The sequence below is a fragment of the Microbacterium oleivorans genome (assembly GCF_023715745.1).
GTDB classification, from domain to species: Bacteria; Actinomycetota; Actinomycetes; order Actinomycetales; family Microbacteriaceae; genus Microbacterium; species Microbacterium oleivorans_D.
The window spans coordinates 554,537-575,675 of sequence record NZ_JAMBOV010000003.1 but is presented as its reverse complement, the minus strand read 5'-3'; the positions used below and the strand labels follow the sequence as shown (position 1 = coordinate 575,675).

The window sequence follows — 21,139 nt, the reverse complement described above, 5'->3', positions numbered from 1 at the left end:
GGCAACGCGCTGAGTTACCGCTGGCAGGCCGACCAGCATTCCCTAAGTCGTGCTGACCTCTCAGCGAATGACGACGTGATGATTTGAAGTAATCGTGTCGTCAGCTCGCACCTCACTCGTCACTCTCCGTCGGTCATGAGAAAAGTCGAGATCGGGCATCAGGACATCGAGCGCCTCCGCTTTGGAGTAGCTCCTTCTGAATGGTGACCGGGCTGACAAGGAGGCGTAGACCTCACTCAAGACTTCAACGCCCACGCCCAGCAGCGAGTTTGAAACGCTCACTTCGTCGGGTGCCTCGAACTGCCATCCGGGCATCAAATGAGCGCCGGGATGGCTGGTGGTGGCTCCTCTCGGCACCGGGTTCTTTCCCCGACCGAGGGGGCCCCACAACACCACGAATGTCAGGTGCGACGGGTTCGTCGCAGTAGACCATGTGTACGGCGGGAACTGTTGCGGGTGCGCCAAGATCGCCCTGAATAGGCGGGCGCGCTCCAGGTCGGTAAACAGCTCGTGCTGAAGGTCCGGATATCGACGCGCCAGCCAGGTAAGCATGGGGGCATTCTCGGAGAAGTTGGTTTCGAAGACGGAGTAGTGACGACTGATGATCCCGTTGATCAGGGAAAGATTTGTGTACATCTCGTCGAAGAAGGCCCTCGTGGCGCGGTAGAGCTTCATCTGTTGGCCGTGAGTGACGCGCCCGTCCCCAGCTATGGCGCCCTCCCATGCGTGCTCCCGTCTGACGTCATCGATCGTGTTTCGACGCTCCAGCAGCGTGCGCGCGCCTTCGAAGAAGGCCACTAGCGCGGCCTGCTCGAATGGATTGGCTCGGGTCTGCTCGAATGCGCGAACCCAAGCATCGATCAAGTGGGCATTGGCGAATCGCGAGATGAAGAGGGCCATGGCTGCATACTAAAAGCCATCTCGAGAGTTCAGACCACTCAGCGGGCCGTAGAGATTCTCCGGTGACGGCCGTCGCGAGGCACGGGAGACGTCTGCTCGTGTAAGCGGCGTCGCGCCGGCCGACCGGGTGCGTGGCCAGAAGGTATTCGTCACCATCGGGCCTCGGTGTAGGCGACTTGCTCGAGTACCAAATGGTGGGGTGACGATGCGCAGTTCTACATGTACGACCCGCTTCGTCGACTCAAAACTCTCGGGAGCGATCCGACAGCGGCCGCGAGTCCGCATCGACTGCGTGAGATCAGGTAGGCCGCGGACCGGCACTTGGGTGGACCGACTTCACCTATGACGCGATCGGTAGCCGGACCGCGAAGGTGATCCGTTCCTTGAGCGGGACCGTGACCACAGCGTCGATCTTCGGCGACGGTGACAGCGGCTCCCATCAGCTGATCTCGCAGACGAGCACCGGCCAGTCGAGCGCCTCCTGCACCTGGGATGCCGCTGCGGTCAGACAGGCGGACCCCAGGGGAATGAGCGCGTCGACGTTTACCGGGGATGCCGAGGGCTGTCCTCGACGCCCTGGAACCGCGGGGACAGGCCAGAGCCGGGAGCAATCCGAGCGAGCCGTCACCGCGCCGTGGATTGGGCGGGAGTCGAGGTTCTTCGTGCTCAAGGCGGCGGCTGGCCATGTGAGTATGTGGCATGGATGTTCTCGAAGTCGCCTCTGAGATCGATCTGCCCGATCGAGCAGTGTGGCTGCTCGGGGACGTGCACGGCAACACGCGATGGATCCAGCGCGCGTTCCCAGCTATGAAGCGTTCCGATCCTGACGTCCGGACCGTGCTGCAGCTCGGGGACTGGTGGCAAGACACACGACCAGTCGACCACTGGGCCAAGATTGCGGGCATCGATCGTGTCTTGGTGACCCTCGGGAATCATGAGCCGTACGGAACTCTCGCCCCATTTCTCTCAGAGAATCCTGGACTGGCCGTCCGGATCTCACGGGCGGTGTGGATTCTCCCTCGGCCTTTCAGGTTCCGCGTGGGCGGTCGCTCATTCCTCTCGCTGGGGGGCGCGACATCCGCGGATATTGAGTGGCGCACGGAAGACGTCGACTGGTGGCCGGACGAAGCGATCACGGATGCCGAGGTGAGGGACGCGATCTCGTTCGGTCCTGTCGATGTGCTGCTCACGCACGAGTCTCCGGATGCAACTCCTGTGCTAGAAGTACGGCGAGTCATCGAGGAACGCTCGGGCGCCAGCGAGCGGGGTGTTGCGGAGTCGACGCGGAGCTCGCGTTTGATGGTGGACCGCCTGGTCGAGGCGATCCGGCCGGCTCTCCATGTGCACGGTCACCTGCACGTATCCGGGGTTGGGGTCACATCAACACGCCGGGTGGTTAGCCTCGGACGCGACCTCGACCCTGGCAGCATCGCACGCCTGGACCTCGCAAGCCTCAAGGAATCCTTCCTCCAAGCCGACGACGTGTGGCATAAGCGCCGGTAACGGTCGACCGTTCCGAAACCCTCGACGTTTAGCCGTCTTCAGCGAGCACGGCGAACGTGCGTTGCCAGCGGGCGCTGGTGCGCAAATCGTGCGCAGTATTACTCAGCAGCGCCGCTCGGGCGGCCCAGTAAGGGCCGGTATCACTCGGCAAGTCCCGGCGAGCACGCTCACGTATTTGGCAAGAAAAGACCGGGCTAAGAGCAGATTTGCGGTACGACCTTCCCGTGCGCGCTGAGCACTCCGTAGATTGGTTTGACACAGTGGGTTCTGGGTTCGAGTCCCAGGGGGTGCACGGACGGCCCCGGTCACTCTCGCCAGTGACCGGGGTCTTCTGCTTCTCCGCGACGATGTCCCCGGTCAGAGCCACTTCTTCCGCTTGAACACGAGGTAGAGGACCACGGAGCTCGCCACCATCAAGCCAAGAGCCATCGGGTACCCGAAGGTCCAGTGCAGTTCGGGCATGTAGTCGAAGTTCATGCCGTAGATCGTTCCCACGAGGGTCGGTCCGAAGAGGATCGCGGCCCATCCCGAGATCTTCTTCACCTGTTCGTTCTGCTCGAGTGAGGTGTCGGTCTGGCGCTGGGTCACGAGCGTCGAATGCACGGTCAGGGCGTTGTCGAGGATCGATCGGAACGCCACGATGCGTTCGTTGAGGCGGATGACGTGGTCGAGGACATCCCGGAGAGATCGCTGGAGTTCGATGTCGACCTTGTACTTGTCGGAGCCGTCCAGCAGCCGCTGAAGCATGTCCTCCAGCGGCAGCGTCGACTTGTGCAGGGCGATGACCTCGCGCGCCAGCGTGTAGATCCGCTGGGACAGGCCGGCATCCGATCCGCTGAACAGCGTCTCCTCGATCCCGTCGATGTCGCTCTCCACGCCCGCCAGAACGGGCGCATACTCGTCGACCACCTGGTCGAGGATCGCGTAGAGCACCGCTTCGGGACCCATGCGAAGGAGTTCCGGCTGCTGTTCCATCCGGGACCGTACCTGTGTGAGGTCGGGGGAGTCGGCGTGTCGGATCGTCACGACGAAGTCCGGGCCGACGAACACGTGCAGCTCGCCGAAGTCGACGGTGTCCGACGTGGCGTCGTACCGTGCCGGTCGCAGCACCGTGAACAGCACATCGCCATACCGTTCCAGCTTCGCCCGCTGATGGCCGGCCAGAGCATCCTCGACGGCGAGCGGGTGGAGCGAGAACTCCGCCGCAACCGCCGCCACCTCCTCCTCGGTAGGCCGGTACAGGCCTATCCAGGCCATGCCGTGGTGATCCCGGGTGTGCTCGAACGTCTCACTCAGGTTCGCGGGATCTTGGATGCGGCGGCCGTCCACGTACACGGCGTTGTCGACGATGGGCATGCGACGATTCTGCGCTCATCCGGAGGTGGGATGCCGCGCCGCGCCGCGCGGTGCGGCGGCGTCGATGTGCCTCAGGACGAGAGCTTCGAGAGCGCGGATCCCTTGTGAGCGGCCTTCGCGCCCGTCTTCTCCGATTCGACGATGAAGGACGGTTCCTCCGTCGATGCGGTGAAGTCCTGACCGTCGAACGTGAAGTCCTTCGTCTTCCGCTCGACGATGGTGCCGCGCGTACGCCCCTGCGAGGTGTTCCAACTCACCCGGTCGCCCTTCTTCAGATCGGCCATGATGCTTCCTTTCTGTCCGCCGCATGATGCGCGGCTCGTTCGATGCGGACTCGTGCGAGCGCGAAGCCCATCAGGAGCGCCCCCGCGCCGCCGACGGCCATGTCGCCGATCGTGTCCTGGTAGGTGACGAAGATGTCCGGGGCGACGAAGGTCTTGCCTGCCCACTCGACCATCTCCCACACGGCGCTGATGGCGAGGCCGATGACGGGGAGCAGGATGATGGCGCTGCGACGACGTGTCGGATTCGGGACGACGTCGCTCCGATGCAGAGCGACGAATCCGACGGCGGCGATCGCCGCGGTCGCCAGGAAGTGGATCAGAAGATCCCACCAGGCGATAGACGTATACAGGTCGAGGACGTTGCTCCACGCGGCGACGCTGACGGTCACCCCGTAGAAGACGTCGAACCCGGGGACGATGCCGAGCAGGCGCGGGAGGAGGAGGGCGGGGAGAGCGAGTGCCAGGATCCCGGCATCCGTCGGGGTCCACCACACGAAAGCAGCCACCACGCTGATAAGACCGAGGAATCGGATGCCGTCGGCGATCCATTCGAGGGCCGAGGAGGGCGGTCGCACGAAGTCCTCCCTCACCGCGGTACCTCGATGGCGGCATGGACCGGCAGGTGATCGGACGGCGCCACGCCGTCGTCGAGCCGTGGATCGATCCCGATGCGTTCGACCGTGATCTCCTCGGTCGTGAGGATCCAATCGATGCGGGTGCCGTCCCGGACGGGCGCACGGTATCCGGTGTACGTACCCCACGCGGGCGTCACGCGCTCGGCGGCCGCGCCCCAGGCATCCGTCAACAGATCTCCCGCGCGCAGCGCTCGCAGCGCCGCCGAATCCGCGCCGGCGTTCAGGTCGCCGAGCACGACCGTCGGAAGGCCCGCGCGTCGGACTTCGCCGCGGAGGGCCTCCGCCGAGCGCACCCGGGACCGCGGTGAGAAGGGATCGAGATGCGTGTTGATGACGGCGAAGCGCGCGCGTGTGACGTGATCCCGGAACACGCCGATCGTCATGGTGCGCGGGACGGGATTCCCCCATGACCGGGAGCCGGCGACCTCCGGGGTGTCCGACAGAGCGCACTGACGGTGATCGAGGAGCTCGAGCCGGCGGCTGTCGAAGAAGAGGGGACAGCCCTCGCCGCGTCCGGCCGCGTTCCGGCCGACGCCGATCCTCGTGTAGGACGGGCCGAGTGCCTCGGCGATGTCCGCAGCGGGCCCGGGGAACACCTCCTGAGTCCCCAGGACTGCGGGGCGTTCACGCCCGAGCATCCGACGCAGCGCGGGCCTGCGACGAGACCATCGGTCGGCGGCCCGGCTGAGCAGGGCCGGCATCGGACGACGGATGTTCAGGGTCGCGATGTGGAGGAGCGGCGGTTCGATCGAGCCGAGGAGCGGGTTCACGCGATCACCCCCCGAGGGGCGCGCAGGGAGCGCAGCCGTCTCGCTCGGAGTCGAGCGAGACGCGCCCAGCGCAGCGGAGGGAAGTCGGCCGGCCAGTGGAGCAGCACCGTGCGCATCCCGCGCCGGAGCCTCCGCCGGAACGAGGTTGCGGACGCGAAAGGTCGCATGGACATCCCCATCGCCGCGCCAGGCACGAGTCGGATCCGGTGATGCTCCCCGAGGTGGAAGGAGAGATCGAGGTCGTCGTGCAGCTCGGGGTCGTCGCGGTGGACGGACTCACTCACCGACCGCCAGGCGTCACGGCGGATCCCCAGGTTCGAGCCGAAGAGCGGGAGGTGACCGAGCGTCGGGGTCAGCACCAGGGCGTACGCCCCGAGGTAGAGGGCGGCGAGCGGGGTCCTCAGCCACCGCGGGCCGTCGACGAAGCGCGCGACACCCGCGAACACCGCGGCGTCCGGCCGGCGAGCAGCGAACGCAGCCATGGCGGCGATCCAGGTCGCCGACGGGAGACAGTCGGCGTCCAGTCGGAGGATGAGATCCGATGCGGCGGCGTCGTATCCGGCGGCTGCGGCCGCGGGGATGCCCGGGTGCTCGCACCGCACGACGGTGGCACCGGCGGACCGGGCGACGTCGACGGAATCGTCGCGCGATCCGTTGTCGACCACGACGATCTCGTCCGCCGTCCGCGACTGGAGCGCGAGAGCCCGCAGGCACCGCCGGAGTCCGTCCGCATCATCCTTCACGGGGATCACGACGCTGACGGATGCGGCGGCCTGCGGGCCCTCGATCGTCACTGCTCAGCCGAGGTTGTCGGCGATCCAGTCCGCCGCGATGTCCTCGGTGTTCCGCTGATCGACCGACGACTCCACGTTCATCGCGACGAGCTCCTCCGGCGACATGGCGGCGCTCACCTCGTTGATGACGTCGGCGATCTCGTCCGCGATGTCGGAGCTGGCGATCGGGACGACGTTGGAGGCCAGGAACAGCCCCTCCGGGTCCTCGAGCGTGACCAGGTCGTCCGTCGCGATGCGCGGGTCGGCGCTGTAGACGTTGGCGACCTGGATGTTGCCGGCGACGAGCTCGTCGACGGTGGTGTCAGCGGTCGCCTCGAAGGCGACGTCGACGCCGTAGACGTCCTTGAGGCCCTTCGGTCCGTAGGGGCGCTGCTCGAGCTCGGGGGCACCGCCGAGCGTGAGGCCCTCGATGCCGGCGAGGTCGCCGATCTCGGTGAGGTCGTTCTCCGACGCGAAGGCCGCGGTCACGTTGTAGGAGTCCTGGTCGGTCGCGGGGGAGTAGTCGAGCGCCGTCAGGTTGTCCGGGAGCGCCTCCTGGAGCGCGGCGTAGACGTCGTCGGGCGTCGTAGCGGTCGCGGACTGGTCGAAGTACTGGAGCAGGTTGCCGGTGTACTCGGGGAAGAGGCTGATGGATCCGTCCTCGAGCGAGGGCATGTAGGCGTCGCGCTGGCCGATGGAGAAGTTCCGCTCGACGGTGAAGTCCGCGGCTTCGAGCGCCTGCGCGTAGATCTCGGCGACGATCTCGTTCGAGTAGTACTGCTGCGAACCGATGACGATCGTCGACGACTCGCCGGCGCCGGCGCTCTCGCCGTTTCCGCCGGAGCCGCCCCCCTGCAGAGACTCGCTCGACCCGCAGGCGGAGAGGGTCAGTGCGGCGACGGCGGCGAGGCCGAGGGCGGGCAGGATGCGTGTGCGTGTGATGGACATGGATGCCTCCGGGTGGTGTGGGGTCGTGGTGCTGTGGGTCAGGCGGGTTGGGGCGAGAGGCGTCGACGGCGTCGGCGTTCGGGCGCCGAGCGCTGCACCGCGACGCCTCGCGGGACGAGGACGCGCTGCAGCAGAGCGAAGACGGCGTCGAGGACGAGAGCGAGGACGACGACGACGATCGACGCGCCGAGGATCTGGGCGGGGTTGCGGGTCTGGATGCCCTGGATGAGCGCGAAGCCGAGTCCGCCGAGGCCGACGTAGGCCGCGATGGTGACGGTGGCGACCACCTGCAGGACGGCGGACCGGATGCCGCCGATCAGCAGCGGCAGACCCAGCGGGACCTCGATCCTCCAGAGGACCTGCATCGGCGTCATCCCCACGGCGCGCCCCGCTTCGATCGTCGTCCGCTCGATCGCCTCGATGCCCGCGTAGGCGCCGGCCAGGATCGACGGGATGGCGAGGAGGACGAAGGCCACGACGGCGGCCTGCTCCTTGAAGTTGACGCCGATCACGAGGTACAGCAGGACGACGAGGCCCAGTGACGGGAGCGAACGCGCGGCTCCGGACAGGAAGACCGCGATCTCCCGCCCGCGTCCGGTGTGGCCGATGGCCCATCCGGCCGGGACGGCGATGAGCGCGGCGATCAGGACGGATCCGAAGGTGAACCCGAGGTGTTGCAGGATCGCCTCCCCCAGCGGAAGGTAGCCCGTGGTCCGGTCCGGCGAGAAGATCCATGCGAACGCGTCGAGGAAGACGTTCATGCGACCGCCTCCCGGAGCTGTGGAGCCGAGCGGGTCGGTGTGGTGCGCCGGGTCCACGGCATGAGGGCGCGTCCGGCCAGGAGGAGAAGGGCGTCGATCACGAGGGCGATCACCACGACCGCGAGGACACCCGCGAAGACCTCCGGCAGGATGCGACGCTGCGAGCCGTTCGTGAAGAGGTAGCCGAGGTTCTGCACACCGATGAGCGCGCCGACCGTCGCGAGGGAGATCGTCGAGACGGCGGTGACGCGGAGGCCGGCCAGCATGACCGGACCCGCGAGCGGGAAGTCGACCGTCCAGAACCGCCGCCATGGCCCGAAACCGACGGCGATCGCGGCGCTGCGGATGGCGGCGTCGACGGAGGCGAGGCCGTCGGTGACGGAACGGGTCATGATGGCGACGGCGTAGATCGTGAGGGCGACCACGAGGTTCGTCTCGGACAGCAGGGGGATTCCGCTCGTCGCGCTGATGAGGGCGAACAAGCCGAATGACGGGATCGTGTACAGGATGCCGACGATGCCGAGAACGGTGCCCCGCAGACGAGTGAAGCGGAAGGCCGCCCACCCGATGGGGACCGCGATGGCGAACCCGACGAGGATCGCGACGATGCTCTGCCGCAGGTGCGCCACGGTGAGCCGGCCGATGAGGTCGAGGTTGTCGAGGACCCAGTTCACGGCGAGGTCACCTCGACGTCTCCGCCGCATCCGCCACCAGCACACCCTGCGTGCGACCCGCCTCATCCACCAGCACGGTGCCGCGGGCGGTCTGCTTCGCGCGGAACGCGCGCGCGCCGCGGTCGGTTCCGATGAAGGTGGCCACGAAGTCGTCGGCCGGGTTCTCGATGATCTCGGACGGCGTGCCTCGCTGTGCGATGTGCGCGCCCTTCTGCAGGATCACGACCTGATCCCCGAGGAGGAAGGCCTCGTCGATGTCGTGGGTGACGAACACGATCGTCTTGTCGAGCTCGCGCTGCAGCCGGATGACCTCGGCCTGCAGTTCTTTGCGTACGATCGGGTCGACGGCGCCGAAGGGCTCATCCATGAGCAGGATGTTGGGGTCCGCGGCCAGGGCCCGGGCGACGCCCACGCGCTGCTGCTGCCCACCGGAGAGCTGGGCGGGATAGCGGTCCGCGAACGCCGAGTCGAGGCCGACGACCTCCATCAGCTCCAGCGCGCGACGCCGCGCCGCCGCTTTCGTCTGCCCCGTGAGCACGGGCACGGTCGCGATGTTGTCTGCCACCGTGTAGTGGGGGAGCAGCCCGGCGTTCTGGAGGACGTAGCCGATGCTCCGCCGCAGCTGTACGGCGTCCTTCGACCGGATGGACTCGCCGTCGATCGTGATGTCGCCCGAGGTCGGCTCGATGAGGCGGTTGATCATGCGGAGCAGCGTGGTCTTGCCGCAGCCCGATGACCCCACCAGGACCGTCGTCTTGCGCGCGGGCATCTCGAGGGTGACCTCGTCGACGGCCGCGGGGCCGTCGCCGAATCGCTTGGTGACGGATCGGAACTCGATCGCCATGGGGGGGGTCCTTTCGGCCGGTGTTTCAGCCAACCACACACGCCGGACATCCCGGCAGTCCGGGTCGACTATTGACGTCACATACGGGTTATGGCAGACGATCAGGGTCGATCCGACCTCCGACTGCTGCGTTGTCAGTAGCGTGAGGACATGAGCACACGCGAATACGACCTCATCGTCATCGGAGCGGGACCCGTCGGCGAGAATGTCGCCGACCGCGCGGTACGAGGGGGTCTGACCGCCGCGGTCGTCGAGAGCGAACTCGTAGGAGGCGAATGCTCCTACTGGGCCTGCATGCCCTCGAAGGCGCTGCTGCGCGCTCCGGCGGCGCTCCGCGCGGCCCGGGACGTCGCGGGTGCCGCGGAGGCGGTCACCGGCGGCGTCGACGTGGCCGCCGTGCTCGCGCGCCGGGACCGTATCGTCCACGACTACCAGGACACCTCGCAGGTCGAGTGGCTCCAGGGTGCAGGCATCGACCTCGTGCGCGGCCACGGACGCCTCTCCGGGGAGCGGGAGGTGACCGTCACCGCGGCCGACGGCGGGACGACGACGCTGCGGGCTCGGCACGCCGTCGCCGTCTGCACCGGCTCCGCGGCGCTGATCCCGGATATCCCCGGGTTGCACGATGCCGCACCCTGGACCAGTCGCGAGGCGACGGGGGTCCGCACGGTCCCGTCCTCGCTCATCGTCCTGGGCGGCGGCGTCGTCGGGCTCGAGATGGCGACGGCCTTCACGGCGCTCGGCTCGGACGTGACCGTCATCGCCCGCTCCACCCTTCTCGGTGGGCTCGAGGACTTCGCCGGCGAGGCCGTCGGCGCTGCGCTGTCGGCCGCAGGCGCGACCGTGCTCACAGGGCGCGGTGTGGAGAGCGTCTCGCGCTCCGCCGAGGGAGTCAGCGTCACGCTCGACGACGGCAGGGTCGTCCACGCGGCGGAGATCCTGGTGGCGACGGGACGCGTGCCCCGCACTCAGGACGTCGGCCTCGAGCACGTCGGGCTCGAGGCGGGCTCGTGGATCCGGGTCGACGACACGATGCGGGTCCCGGGCAATGACTGGCTGTACGCGGTGGGTGATGTCAACCACCGCGCCCTGCTGACCCACCAAGGCAAGTATCAGGCGCGTGTCGCCGGCGACGTCATCGCGCGGCGCGCCTCGACAAGCGATGTCGACACGTCCGCCTGGAGTCCGCTGGCCGCCACCGCTGACCACAGCGCCGTTCCTCAGGTCGTGTTCACCGAGCCCGAAGTCGCCGCAGTCGGCCATACCGAGGCATCCGCCCGTGAGGCCGGCATCGACGTCAAGGTCGTCGACTACGACCTGTCGTGGGTCGCGGGGGCGAGCACTCACTCCGATCGGTACGAGGGGAAGTCGCGGGCGATCATCGACGCGGAACGGGGCGTGCTGGTGGGCGCGACGTTCGTGGGGCCGGACGTCGCCGAGCTGCTGCACTCCGCGACGATCGCGATCGTGGGCGAGGTGCCGCTCCACCGGCTCTGGCACGCCGTCCCGGCGTACCCCACGGTCAGCGAGGTCTGGTTGCGCTGGCTCGAGACCGCGGGCCTGTGACAGCTGCCGTCACCGACGGCGGACGGACTGGATGCGGGTGGTCAGCTGGTGCGCGTGCGCGAGCAGCAGCCGACCCAGGTCGGGGAGGCGGTCCGGGCCGAACCGGAATTCGACCCCGGTGAGGCTGAGGGCCCATTCCGGCCGCCCGTCCTGGTCGAACACGGCGGCTCCCAGACCCCAGGATCCCGCCACGATGAGCCCTGGGTTGAGCGCGTACCCGCGGTCACGCGTCTCGGCGATGCGCGCTCGCAGGGGATCCGCATCGTGGACATCGCCCCACCGCGCGGCCAGTTCGGGGTGGCGGACGAGGTAGGCGTCGACCTCCGACTGCGGCAGGAACGACAGGATGGCCAACCCGGCTGAGGCCACACCCAGCGGGAAGCGGACGCCCTCGCTGAGAACGAAGGAGCGGATCGGGAACGACCCCTCCTCGCGCATGAGGCAGACCGTCTCGTCGCCGCGCCGGACCGAGAGGAACGCGCTCTCCTCGGTCTTCACGGCCAGGGAGCGGACGATGTCGCCGGCGATATGAGTGACGTCGTAGCGCGGCGCGGCTGCCGCGCCCATGAGGAACAGCTCGGGGCCCGCGAGCCACCGTGCGGTCCGCTCGTCCTGGTCCACGAGGCCCTCGGTCCGCAGGGCGGTCAGCAGACGGTGGGCCGTCGATCGCGAGAGCGACGCCTCGTGCGCGAGCTCACCCACGCCCCTGCCGTCCGCGCCCGCGGCGCTCACCAGTCGCAGCAAGCGGGCCGCACGCGCGATCGCCTGGGCGCCGGGCACGATCGGCGAGGAGTCCACGATGTGGACACTAGACGCGCTCCGTTCCACATGGCAACCGCACGCTGGGCGGTCGGGCTCTTTACGGGGATGCTGGAGGGAACGACACGAAGGAGTGCACCGTGATCGACAAGACAGTGTCCTCGGCGGCCGACGCGGTCGCCGACATCCCCGACGGCGCGAGCATCGCCGTCGGCGGCTTCGGTCTCTCGGGCAACCCGATCGCCCTCATCGAGGCGCTGCTCGCGCAGGGAACGAGCGACCTCTCGATCGTCTCGAACAACTGCGGTGTGGATGACTGGGGTCTCGGCGTGCTGCTCCGCGCGCGCCGCATCCGGAAGATGACCTCCTCGTACGTCGGCGAGAACAAGGAGTTCGAGCGTCAGTTCCTCTCCGGCGAGCTCGAGCTCGAACTGACCCCGCAGGGGACGCTGGCCGAGAAGCTGCGGGCGGGCGGGGCGGGGATCGCGGCCTTCTACACCCAGACCGGTGTGGGAACGCAGGTGGCGGAGGGCGGTCTGCCGCGCCGATACGACGGCTCGGGAGGCGTGGCCGTGGCATCCGCTCCGAAGGACGTCCGTCGGTTCGACGTCGGCGGCCAGTCCCGCGAGTTCGTCCTGGAAGAAGCGATCGTCACCGACTACGCCCTCGTCCACGCGCTGCGCGGCGACCGTCACGGGAACCTCGTCTTCAACAAGGCCGCCCGCAACTTCAATCCGCTGGCCGCGATGGCGGGACGCGTCTGCATCGCACAGGTCGAGGAGCTGGTCGAGCCCGGCGAGTTGGACGCTGACGCCGTGCACCTGCCCGGCGTCTTCGTGCACCGCGTGGTCGAGGTGGGCACGGGGATCGAGAAGCGCATCGAGCGACGCACTGTCGCGACGGAGGGGGAGTGAGATGGCACTGACCCGCACGCAGATGGCCGCCCGCGCGGCGGCGGAGCTGCCCGACGGTGCCTACGTCAACCTCGGGATCGGGCTTCCCACTCTCGTCCCCAACCACATCCCCGACGGGGTGACGGTCGTCCTCCAGTCGGAGAACGGCATCCTCGGCGTCGGGCCCTACCCGAGCGAGGACGGCGTCGATCCGGACCTCATAAACGCGGGCAAGGAGACGGTGACCACCCTCGCAGGAGCGGCGTTCTTCGACTCGGCGCTCAGTTTCGGGATGATCCGCGGTGGGAAGATCGATGCCGCGATCCTGGGTGCCATGCAGGTGTCGGCCCGCGGGGACCTCGCGAACTGGATGATCCCGGGGAAGATGGTGAAGGGCCCCGGTGGAGCGATGGATCTCGTCCACGGCGCCGCGAAGGTGATCGTCCTCATGGAGCACACCGCCCGCGACGGGTCGCCCAAGATCGTCTCCGACTGCTCCCTGCCCCTCACCGGCCGTGGCGTGGTCGACCGGATCATCACCGACCTCGCCGTCATCGACGTGACGGAGGAAGGTCTCGTGCTCGTGGAGACCGCCCCCGGGGTCAGCGTGGAGGACGTGAAGGATGCGACCGAGCCCGAGCTCGTCGTCGCACAGGATGTGAAGGTGGGAGCATGACCGACGACATCGTCATCGTGGCGGCCGCACGAACGCCGCAGGGGCGCCTGAAGGGGCAGCTGGCCTCGTTCACCGCTCCGGAGCTGGGCGCTCTCGCCATCCGCGGCGCACTGGAGCGGGGCGGCGTCGCCCCGGCATCCGTCGACGCCGTCATCATGGGGCAGGTGCTTCCGGCGGGCGCCGGGCAGAACCCCGCTCGCCAGGCGGCGGTGGGCGCGGGCCTGGGCTGGGAGGTTCCCGCGACGTCGGTGAACAAGGTCTGTCTGTCGGGGCTGACCGCGATCATCGACGCGAAGCGGATGATCGCGGTGGGCGATGCGTCGGTCGTCGTCGCCGGCGGGATGGAGTCGATGACCCGCGCACCCCATCTGCTGATGGGCTCCCGCGACGGCTGGACGTACGGGTCGGTCGAGGTGCTCGACCACATGGCCGTCGACGGACTCACCGACGCCTACGACAAGGTGTCGATGGGACTGTCCACCGAACGACGCAATCCGGAACTCGGGCTGTCGCGCGCAGACCAGGATCACGTGGCCGCTCTGTCGCACCAGCGCGCCGCGGCGGCGGCCGATGCGGGCGTCTTCGACGCGGAGATCGTCGAGATCGAGGTGCCCCAGCGCAAGGGCGAACCGATGAGGCTCACCCGGGACGAAGGGATCCGCCCCGACACGACCGTCGACATGCTCGCCCGCCTCCGCCCCGCCTTCTCGTCCGACGGCGACATCACGGCCGGCAACGCGTCACCCATCTCGGACGGTGCCGCCGCGGTCGTGGTGACCACACGCTTCCGAGCGGATGCCGAGGGCTGGGCGGTCCTCGCGGTGGTCGGTTCGGCGGGCCAAGTCGCCGGCCCCGACAATTCGCTGCACTCCCAGCCGGCGCGTGCACTGGCGCAGGCCCTGGAACGGCAGGGGATCGCGCCCTCGGACCTCGACCTCATCGAGATCAACGAAGCGTTCGGCGCGGTCGTCGCGCAGTCGCAACGGGAGCTCGGCGTCGATGAATCCGTCGTCAACATCCACGGCGGCGGCGTCGCGATCGGTCACCCCATCGGGGCCTCGGGTGCGCGCCTGGTCGTCCACGCCGTACACGAGCTGGCCAGACGCGGCGGGGGCGCAGCCGGAGTCGCGCTGTGCGGCGGCGGCGGTCAGGGGGAAGCGCTCATCCTCACGCGGTGAGCGCCGTGACGGTCAGCGCCGACGTGAGACGCGCTTCTTCAGGAGCTTCTTCTTGTCGTCGGCGCGCGGCGAATCCAGGGGGATGAGCTTCCCGCGGGATGCGCGGCGCGTGTCGACGACAGACCCGACGGCGAGGGCCATCGTGATACCCCAGCTGAGCCACGCCAGAGCGGTGCGCCAGGTGAACTTCTCCTCGCTCCGTGCAGAGCGCAGCAGGGTGACGCCTCCGGTGAGTGCCGACAGGAGCCCGGTGCCGAAGAGGTATTTGCGCATACCACCCACGCTAGTGGCGTGAGTGCGCCCCACGGCGGTTGTTAGCCTGAAGTCACCCATCGAGAGGAACTCCGTGACCGTGGCTTCTGACTTCGTCGTCGTGTCCAACCGCCTTCCGGTCGACCGGACGGATGACGAGAACGAGCCGTGGCGTCGTTCCCCGGGGGGACTGGTCACGGCGGTCGACCCTGTCATGCGTCGCAACAACGGCGCGTGGATCGGGTGGCCCGGGCAGCCGGGCGTCGAACTCGATCCCTTCGAGTTCGACGGGCTGCAGCTCGTCCCCATCGCCCTCAGCGTCGATGACGTCCAGCTGTATTACGAGGGCTTCTCGAACGACACCATCTGGCCCCTGTATCACGACGTGATCGCGGCCCCCACCTACCACCGCGCGTGGTGGGACGCGTACGTGCGGGTCAACCGGCGCTTCGCCGAGGCGGCGTCGACGCACGCCGCCGAGGGTGCGACGGTGTGGGTCCACGACTACCAGTTGCAGCTCGTGCCGAAGATGCTCCGGGACCTGCGACCCGATCTCACGATCGGATACTTCCACCACATTCCATTCCCCGCATACGGCCTGTACGCCCAGCTCCCGTGGCGGCGACAGGTGCTCGAGGGTCTTCTGGGCGCCGACGTCATCGGATTCCAGCGCGTTGCGGACGCCGGCAATTTCGCACGAGCGGTGCGGCGCCAACTCGGCTTCGACACGAAGGCGGGAGCGATTTCGGTGCCGACCGAGGACGGCGGTGTCCGCAAGGCCATCGCCCGGGCGTACCCCATCTCGATCGACGCGTCGGAGTACGAGGAGCTGGCGAACCGTCCCGACATCCGGGCTCGCGCGGCGGAGATCCGCTCGAGCCTCGGCAATCCCAAGGCGATCCTCCTCGGCGTCGACCGCCTCGATTACACGAAGGGCATACGCCACCGCCTCAAGGCCTACGGCGAGCTGCTCGCCGACGGGAGGCTGTCCGTCCACGACGTCACTCTCGTGCAGGTCGCCAGTCCCAGTCGCGAACGCGTGCAGACCTACATGGAGCTCCGCGACGAGATCGAACTCACGGTCGGCCGCATCAACGGCGATGCCGACGAGCTCGGCTACACCGCGATCCAGTACCTGCACAACTCCTATCCGCGCGAGGAGATGGTCGCCCTCTACCTCGCCGCGGACGTCATGCTGGTCACCGCGCTCCGCGACGGCATGAACCTGGTGGCGAAGGAATACGTCGCCAGTCGTGTCGACGGCGGGGGAGCCCTCGTCCTCAGCGAGTTCACCGGTGCCGCGGACGAGCTGACGCAGGCCATCAAGGTCAATCCGCACGACATCGCAGGGTTGAAGGACGCGATCATGCAGGCGATCGAGATGCCGGAGCGAGAGCGCGAGCGCCGGATGCGGGCCCTGCGTCGCCGGGTGCGCGAGAACGACGTCGCCCGGTGGTCCCAGCGCTTCCTGGCGGATCTGACCGAGTCGCGGGAGGCAGGGGCGTGACCGCCCTCGGTGAGGTCGCAGCGACCGACCGGCTCCTCGTCGCCCTCGACTTCGACGGCACGCTGTCGCCTCTCATCGACCAGCCGATGGAGGCGCGGATGACCGCGGCGGCCCGAGACGCGGTCGAAGGACTTCTGGCCGCGCCCGATACCTCCGTGGCGTTCGTCTCCGGGCGGACGCTCGCCGACCTCCGGGTCATCGCCGAGCATGACGACGACTCGCCGATCCTGCTCGCCGGCTCCCACGGTGCCGAGTACTGGATTCCGGGCGCACCCGCCACTGACATCGCCGGCGAGGCGGATCTCGCGCTGCGCGACCGGCTCCGGAGCGAGACCGAGCTCCTGGCCGAGGGGGTCCCCGGCGCCTGGGTCGAGCCCAAGACCTTCGGCTTCGGCGTCCACCTCCGTACGGTCGCCGACGAGGAGGACGCCGAGCGGCTGCGCGCCGACGTCGACCGGCTGGTGGCGGATGCCGCGCCGGGCTGGCGCCGGCGCCAGGGCCACGACATCGTCGAGTACGCCTTCACCGATGCTGGGAAGGACGCCGCCGTCGCGCACCTCCGCGAGGTCGTGCAGGCCACAGCCGTCGTGTTCGCCGGCGACGACGTCACCGACGAAGACGCCCTCCGCTCCCTCGAGCCGGACGACCTCGGGATCCGAGTCGGTGCGGGAGAGACCGCGGCCTCCGTGCGTGTGCGCGACATCGAAGAACTGGTCGGTTTGCTGTCGACTCTCGCACGCGAGCGGGTCGCCGCTCGGCAATAGACTTCGAGAATGCCTTCACCCGACGAGACGATCGACATCAAGCCCCGCAGCCGCGCGGTGACCGACGGCATCGAAGCCACCACGTCACGCGGCATGCTCCGCGCCGTGGGCATGGGCGACGAGGACTGGGACAAGCCCCAGATCGGCATCGCATCCAGCTGGAACGAGATCACGCCCTGCAACCTCAGCCTCGATCGGCTGGCGCAGGGGGCCAAGGAGGGCGTGCACGCCGGCGGCGGCTACCCGCTCCAGTTCGGCACGATCTCGGTCTCGGACGGCATCTCGATGGGCCACGAAGGGATGCACTTCTCCCTCGTGAGCCGCGAGGTCATCGCCGACTCCGTCGAGACGGTCATGATGGCCGAGCGTCTCGACGGGTCGGTCCTGCTCGCCGGCTGCGACAAGTCGATCCCCGGCATGCTCATGGCGTCCGCCCGGCTCGACCTCTCGAGCGTCTTCCTCTACGCGGGGTCGATCGCCCCCGGCTGGGTCAAGCTCAGCGACGGCACCGAGAAGGACGTCACGATCATCGACTCGTTCGAAGCGGTCGGCGCGTGCCTGGCCGGCAAGATGAGCGAGGCCGACCTCAAGCGCATCGAGTGCGCCATCGCTCCCGGCGAAGGCGCCTGCGGCGGCATGTACACCGCCAACACGATGGCTTCCGTCGCCGAGGCGCTCGGTCTGAGCCTCCCCGGTTCCGCCGCGCCGCCGTCCGCCGACCGCCGCCGGGACTACTTCGCGCACCGCTCCGGCGAGGCCGTCGTGAACCTCCTCCGCCAGGGGATCACGACGCGCGACATCCTCACGAAGGAGTCCTTCGAGAACGCGATCGCCCTCGCGATGGCGCTCGGCGGGTCGACCAACGTCGTCCTGCACCTCCTCGCGATCGCCCGCGAGGCCGACGTGGACCTCACGCTCCACGACTTCAACCGGATCGGCGACAAGGTCCCGCACGTCGCCGACATGAAGCCGTTCGGGAAGTACGTCATGAACGACGTCGACCGGCACGGCGGCATCCCGGTCATCATGAAGGCGATGCTCGACGAGGGGCTCCTGCACGGGGACGCGCTGACCGTGACCGGCAAGACGCTCGCGGAGAACCTCCGCGACCTCGACCCGGACCCGATCGACGGCACCGTCATCCACACCTTCGACGACCCGATCCACGCGACCGGCGGCATCACGATCCTGCACGGCTCGATGGCCCCCGAGGGCGCCGTCGTGAAGACGGCCGGTTTCGACGCCGCGGTCTTCGAGGGTCCTGCGCGGGTCTTCGAGCGCGAGCGTGCCGCGATGGACGCGCTCGAAGAGGGGCGCATCGCCGCCGGCGACGTCGTCGTCATCCGTTACGAGGGCCCGAAGGGCGGTCCCGGCATGCGCGAGATGCTCGCGGTGACGGCCGCCATCAAGGGCGCTGGCCTCGGAAAAGATGTACTACTCTTGACGGACGGACGATTCTCAGGCGGCACAACCGGCCTGTGCATCGGCCACATAGCACCCGAAGCGGTGGACGCAGGTCCCATCGCCTTCGTGCGCGATGGTGATCTGATACGGGTCGATATCGCGGCTCGCTCTCTCGACCTACTCGTCGATGAGGCTGAGCTGAACTCCCGCCGTGACGGCTGGGAGCCCCTTCCCCCGCGCTATACCCGTGGCGTGCTGGCCAAGTACTCGAAGCTCGTGCGCTCCGCTGCGGAGGGCGCGACGACGGGCTAGGCCCCACACACTCCGTCATCCATCACCGCAGAGGTATCACTCATGTCTTCTGACACCGTCGCCGCTGTGCCTCGGCCACCGGCCGGAGGCTCGTCCACGCCCGTGCTCACCGGAGCGCAGGCCGTCGTCCGCTCGCTCGAGCTCCTCGGGGTCACGGATGTCTTCGGCCTCCCCGGCGGGGCCATCATCGAGGTCTACGACCCGCTGATGGACTCGACCGATCTGCGCCACATCCTCGTGCGCCACGAACAGGGTGCCGGCCACGCCGCCGAAGGGTACGCCGCGGCATCCGGTCGCGTCGGCGTCGCGATCGCGACGTCCGGCCCCGGTGCCACGAACCTCGTCACGGCCATCGCGGACGCCTACATGGACTCGATGCCCATCGTCTGCATCACGGGCCAGGTGTACTCGACCCTGATGGGGACGGATGCCTTCCAGGAGGCCGACATCGTGGGCATCACGATGCCGATCACCAAGCACTCGTTCCTCGTGAAGGACCCCGCCGACATCCCGGGCGCCATCGCGGCCGCCTTCGAGATCGCGTCGACGGGACGACCGGGACCCGTCCTCGTGGACATCACGAAGGACGCCCAGCAGGCCAAGGCGCCGTTCGTCTGGCCTCCGAAGATCGAGCTGCCCGGGTACCGCCCGGTGACCAAGGCGCACGGCAAGCAGATCCAGGCCGCGGCGCAGCTCATCTCCGAAGCCAAGAAGCCCGTCCTCTACGTCGGCGGCGGCGTGGTCCGCGCGGGGGCAGCAGCCGAGCTGCGCCAGCTGGCCGAGGCGACCGGTGCGCCCGTCGTCACGACCCTCATGGCGCGCGGTGCGTTCCCCGACTCGCACCCGCAGCAGCTGGGCATGCCGGGGATGCACGGCACGGTGCCGGCGGTGCTCGCCCTGCAGGAGTCCGACCTGATCGTCGCCCTCGGTGCACGATTCGACGACCGTGTGACCGGCAAGGCGGCCCTGTTCGCGCCCCACGCGAAGGTCGTGCACGTCGACATCGACCCCGCGGAGATCTCGAAGATCCGCACGGCGGACGTCCCGATCGTGGGCGACCTGAAGGACGTGCTCGTCGACCTGGACGCCGCCTTCGCCGGCGTCGAGAAGCCCGACATCTCGGAGTGGTGGTCCTACCTCGACGGTCTCCGCACCGAGTTCCCGCTCGGCGCGGCACCCACCAGCGACGGGCTCCTCTCTCCGCAGCACGTCATCGCGCGCATCGGCGAGCTCACCGGGCCGGAGGGCGTGTTCGCCGCCGGCGTCGGTCAGCACCAGATGTGGGCCGCCCAGTACATCGGCTACGAGCGTCCCAACGCGTGGCTCAACTCCGGCGGCGCCGGCACGATGGGCTACGCGGTCCCGGCGGCGATGGGCGCGAAGGTCGCGCAGCCCGACCGCACCGTGTGGGCGATCGACGGCGACGGCTGCTTCCAGATGACCAATCAGGAGCTCGCCACCTGCGCGATCAACAACATCCCGATCAAGGTCGCGATCATCAACAACTCGTCGCTGGGCATGGTGCGCCAGTGGCAGACGCTGTTCTACGACGGCCGTCACTCGAACACGGATCTGAACACGGGTCACGACACCATCCGCATCCCCGACTTCGTCAAGCTGGCCGAGGCCTACGGGTGTCTCGCGATCCGCGTCGAGAAGGAAGAGGACGTGGATGCCGCGATCCGCACCGCGCTCGAGACGAATGACCGACCGGTCGTCATCGACTTCGTCGTGAGCGCCGACGCAATGGTCTGGCCGATGGTGCCGCAGGGCGTGAGCAACAGCTACATCCAGTACGCGCGTGAGCACGCGCCGGCTTTCGAGCAGGGGGAGTGACGATGAGCAAGCACGTTCTGAGCCTCCTCGTCGAGGACAAGCCCGGTCTCCTCACGCGCGTCGCGGGCCTGTTCGCGCGTCGCGGCTTCAACATCGACTCCCTCGCCGTGGGTGTCACCGAGGTGCCGGGACTCTCGCGCATCACGGTCGTCGTCGACGTCGAGGAGCTGCCTCTCGAGCAGGTGACCAAGCAGCTGAACAAGCTGGTCAACGTCATCAAGATCGTCGAGCTCGACTACTCGACCTCGGTCCAGCGCGAGCACATGCTCGTGAAGGTCCGCGCCGACAACCAGACGCGCTCGAACGTCATCGAGGTCGTCAACCTCTTCCGTGCGTCCGTCGTGGACTACGCCACCGATGCGCTCGTGGTCGAGGTCACCGGCGACCGTGGCAAGGTCGACGCCTTCCTCAAAGCCCTCGAACCGTTCGGCGTGAAGGAGCTCGCACAGTCCGGCATGGTCGCCATCGGCCGTGGCGGCAAGAGCATCACCGAGCGCGTCCTGCGCGGCTGAACCCGAACTTCTCTACCGACATCTACAAGGAG

General features: G+C 68.4%; 22 protein-coding genes. 10 read left to right on the top strand and 12 right to left on the bottom strand.

Going from position 1 to position 21,139, the window contains the following annotated elements:
* Positions 1-60: 60 nt before the first annotated feature.
* A complete protein-coding gene (locus M3190_RS10785; protein ID WP_251581220.1) occupies positions 61-900 on the bottom strand; it encodes a hypothetical protein in 840 nt (279 codons plus the stop codon).
* 699 nt (positions 901-1,599) lie between these two features.
* Here M3190_RS10785 and M3190_RS10780 point away from each other — a divergent pair.
* A complete protein-coding gene (locus M3190_RS10780; RefSeq protein ID WP_251581218.1) occupies positions 1,600-2,403 on the top strand; it encodes a metallophosphoesterase family protein in 804 nt (267 codons plus the stop codon).
* A gap of 357 nt (positions 2,404-2,760) precedes the next feature.
* Here M3190_RS10780 and corA read toward each other — a convergent pair whose 3' ends face one another.
* From corA to M3190_RS10735, 9 genes are all read right to left on the bottom strand, one after another.
* Positions 2,761-3,759: a magnesium/cobalt transporter CorA gene (gene corA, locus M3190_RS10775; RefSeq protein ID WP_251581216.1), complete on the bottom strand. Its 999-nt coding sequence runs from the start codon at positions 3,757-3,759 to the stop codon at positions 2,761-2,763.
* 71 nt (positions 3,760-3,830) lie between these two features.
* A complete protein-coding gene (locus tag M3190_RS10770) occupies positions 3,831-4,043 on the bottom strand; it encodes a DUF2945 domain-containing protein (RefSeq protein WP_251581214.1) in 213 nt (70 codons plus the stop codon).
* Positions 4,031-4,618, bottom strand: coding sequence for a hypothetical protein (locus M3190_RS10765; RefSeq protein ID WP_251581212.1), 588 nt, complete (start codon positions 4,616-4,618; stop codon positions 4,031-4,033). Before M3190_RS10765 ends, M3190_RS10770 begins: the two co-directional genes overlap by 13 nt.
* A gap of 11 nt (positions 4,619-4,629) precedes the next feature.
* A complete protein-coding gene (locus M3190_RS10760) occupies positions 4,630-5,448 on the bottom strand; it encodes an endonuclease/exonuclease/phosphatase family protein (RefSeq protein ID WP_251581210.1) in 819 nt (272 codons plus the stop codon).
* Complete coding sequence (locus M3190_RS10755) at positions 5,445-6,242, bottom strand: glycosyltransferase family A protein (protein WP_251581208.1); 798 nt, start codon at positions 6,240-6,242, stop codon at positions 5,445-5,447. The genes M3190_RS10760 and M3190_RS10755 overlap by 4 nt, the downstream gene beginning before the upstream one ends.
* A 3-nt stretch (positions 6,243-6,245) precedes the next feature.
* Positions 6,246-7,169 (bottom strand): ABC transporter substrate-binding protein, encoded by a 924-nt coding sequence (locus M3190_RS10750; RefSeq protein WP_251581206.1) that lies wholly within the window; start codon positions 7,167-7,169, stop codon positions 6,246-6,248.
* Between the two features lie 38 nt (positions 7,170-7,207).
* Positions 7,208-7,930 carry an ABC transporter permease gene (locus tag M3190_RS10745; protein WP_251581204.1) on the bottom strand — a complete coding sequence of 241 codons (723 nt, stop codon included), beginning with the start codon at positions 7,928-7,930 and terminating at the stop codon, positions 7,208-7,210.
* Positions 7,927-8,604, bottom strand: coding sequence for an ABC transporter permease (locus M3190_RS10740; protein WP_251581202.1), 678 nt, complete (start codon positions 8,602-8,604; stop codon positions 7,927-7,929). The genes M3190_RS10745 and M3190_RS10740 overlap by 4 nt, the downstream gene beginning before the upstream one ends.
* Positions 8,605-8,611: 7 nt before the next feature.
* Positions 8,612-9,448 carry an ABC transporter ATP-binding protein gene (locus tag M3190_RS10735; protein WP_251581200.1) on the bottom strand — a complete coding sequence of 279 codons (837 nt, stop codon included), beginning with the start codon at positions 9,446-9,448 and terminating at the stop codon, positions 8,612-8,614.
* A gap of 150 nt (positions 9,449-9,598) precedes the next feature.
* Here M3190_RS10735 and M3190_RS10730 point away from each other — a divergent pair, with 150 nt between their 5' ends.
* Positions 9,599-11,014, top strand: a complete 1,416-nt coding sequence (locus M3190_RS10730) for a dihydrolipoyl dehydrogenase family protein (protein WP_251581198.1) — start codon at positions 9,599-9,601, stop codon at positions 11,012-11,014.
* A 9-nt stretch (positions 11,015-11,023) separates the two neighbouring features.
* Here M3190_RS10730 and M3190_RS10725 read toward each other — a convergent pair whose 3' ends face one another.
* Positions 11,024-11,812, bottom strand: a complete 789-nt coding sequence (locus tag M3190_RS10725; protein WP_251581197.1) for an IclR family transcriptional regulator — start codon at positions 11,810-11,812, stop codon at positions 11,024-11,026.
* 101 nt (positions 11,813-11,913) lie between these two features.
* On the opposite strand from M3190_RS10725, the gene M3190_RS10720 reads away from it, so the two are divergent.
* The 3 genes from M3190_RS10720 to M3190_RS10710 are packed head-to-tail and all read left to right on the top strand — an operon-like array spanning position 11,914 to position 14,520.
* Positions 11,914-12,687, top strand: a complete 774-nt coding sequence (locus tag M3190_RS10720) for a CoA transferase subunit A (protein ID WP_251581195.1) — start codon at positions 11,914-11,916, stop codon at positions 12,685-12,687.
* A gap of 1 nt (position 12,688) precedes the next feature.
* Positions 12,689-13,342, top strand: coding sequence for a CoA transferase subunit B (locus M3190_RS10715; RefSeq protein ID WP_251581193.1), 654 nt, complete (start codon positions 12,689-12,691; stop codon positions 13,340-13,342).
* The gene (locus M3190_RS10710) at positions 13,339-14,520 is read left to right on the top strand and encodes an acetyl-CoA C-acetyltransferase (RefSeq protein ID WP_251581191.1); all 1,182 of its coding nucleotides are present in this window, start codon (positions 13,339-13,341) and stop codon (positions 14,518-14,520) included. Before M3190_RS10715 ends, M3190_RS10710 begins: the two co-directional genes overlap by 4 nt.
* A 12-nt stretch (positions 14,521-14,532) precedes the next feature.
* Here M3190_RS10710 and M3190_RS10705 read toward each other — a convergent pair whose 3' ends face one another.
* Positions 14,533-14,793, bottom strand: a complete 261-nt coding sequence (locus tag M3190_RS10705) for a hypothetical protein (RefSeq protein WP_064001906.1) — start codon at positions 14,791-14,793, stop codon at positions 14,533-14,535.
* Positions 14,794-14,866: 73 nt separating this feature from the next.
* Here M3190_RS10705 and M3190_RS10700 point away from each other — a divergent pair, with 73 nt between their 5' ends.
* The 5 genes from M3190_RS10700 to ilvN are packed head-to-tail and all read left to right on the top strand — an operon-like array spanning position 14,867 to position 21,107.
* Positions 14,867-16,279: an alpha,alpha-trehalose-phosphate synthase (UDP-forming) gene (locus tag M3190_RS10700; protein WP_251581189.1), complete on the top strand. Its 1,413-nt coding sequence runs from the start codon at positions 14,867-14,869 to the stop codon at positions 16,277-16,279.
* A complete protein-coding gene (gene otsB, locus M3190_RS10695; protein WP_251581186.1) occupies positions 16,276-17,043 on the top strand; it encodes a trehalose-phosphatase in 768 nt (255 codons plus the stop codon). Before M3190_RS10700 ends, otsB begins: the two co-directional genes overlap by 4 nt.
* A gap of 9 nt (positions 17,044-17,052) precedes the next feature.
* Positions 17,053-18,759, top strand: a complete 1,707-nt coding sequence (gene ilvD / locus M3190_RS10690; protein ID WP_064001909.1) for a dihydroxy-acid dehydratase — start codon at positions 17,053-17,055, stop codon at positions 18,757-18,759.
* 42 nt (positions 18,760-18,801) lie between these two features.
* Positions 18,802-20,595, top strand: a complete 1,794-nt coding sequence (locus M3190_RS10685) for an acetolactate synthase large subunit (protein WP_251581178.1) — start codon at positions 18,802-18,804, stop codon at positions 20,593-20,595.
* Positions 20,596-20,597: 2 nt separating this feature from the next.
* On the top strand, positions 20,598-21,107 hold the full coding sequence (gene ilvN, locus M3190_RS10680; RefSeq protein WP_065570402.1) for an acetolactate synthase small subunit: 510 nt from the start codon (positions 20,598-20,600) through the stop codon (positions 21,105-21,107).
* Positions 21,108-21,139: the final 32 nt, after the last annotated feature.

Excerpts from the sequence above, each read along its gene's own strand:
- M3190_RS10785 (WP_251581220.1), bottom strand. The coding sequence starts at position 900 with ATGGCCCTCTTCATCTCGCGATTCGCCAATGCCCACTTGATCGATGCT.
- M3190_RS10780 (WP_251581218.1), top strand. The coding sequence starts at position 1,600 with ATGGATGTTCTCGAAGTCGCCTCTGAGATCGATCTGCCCGATCGAGCA.
- corA (WP_251581216.1), bottom strand. The coding sequence starts at position 3,759 with ATGCCCATCGTCGACAACGCCGTGTACGTGGACGGCCGCCGCATCCAA.
- M3190_RS10770 (WP_251581214.1), bottom strand. The coding sequence starts at position 4,043 with ATGGCCGATCTGAAGAAGGGCGACCGGGTGAGTTGGAACACCTCGCAG.
- M3190_RS10750 (WP_251581206.1), bottom strand. The coding sequence starts at position 7,169 with ATGTCCATCACACGCACACGCATCCTGCCCGCCCTCGGCCTCGCCGCC.
- M3190_RS10745 (WP_251581204.1), bottom strand. The coding sequence starts at position 7,930 with ATGAACGTCTTCCTCGACGCGTTCGCATGGATCTTCTCGCCGGACCGG.
- M3190_RS10735 (WP_251581200.1), bottom strand. The coding sequence starts at position 9,448 with ATGGCGATCGAGTTCCGATCCGTCACCAAGCGATTCGGCGACGGCCCC.
- M3190_RS10730 (WP_251581198.1), top strand. The coding sequence starts at position 9,599 with ATGAGCACACGCGAATACGACCTCATCGTCATCGGAGCGGGACCCGTC.
- M3190_RS10715 (WP_251581193.1), top strand. The coding sequence starts at position 12,689 with ATGGCACTGACCCGCACGCAGATGGCCGCCCGCGCGGCGGCGGAGCTG.
- M3190_RS10710 (WP_251581191.1), top strand. The coding sequence starts at position 13,339 with ATGACCGACGACATCGTCATCGTGGCGGCCGCACGAACGCCGCAGGGG.
- M3190_RS10705 (WP_064001906.1), bottom strand. The coding sequence starts at position 14,793 with ATGCGCAAATACCTCTTCGGCACCGGGCTCCTGTCGGCACTCACCGGA.
- ilvD (WP_064001909.1), top strand. The coding sequence starts at position 17,053 with ATGCCTTCACCCGACGAGACGATCGACATCAAGCCCCGCAGCCGCGCG.
- M3190_RS10685 (WP_251581178.1), top strand. The coding sequence starts at position 18,802 with ATGTCTTCTGACACCGTCGCCGCTGTGCCTCGGCCACCGGCCGGAGGC.
- ilvN (WP_065570402.1), top strand. The coding sequence starts at position 20,598 with ATGAGCAAGCACGTTCTGAGCCTCCTCGTCGAGGACAAGCCCGGTCTC.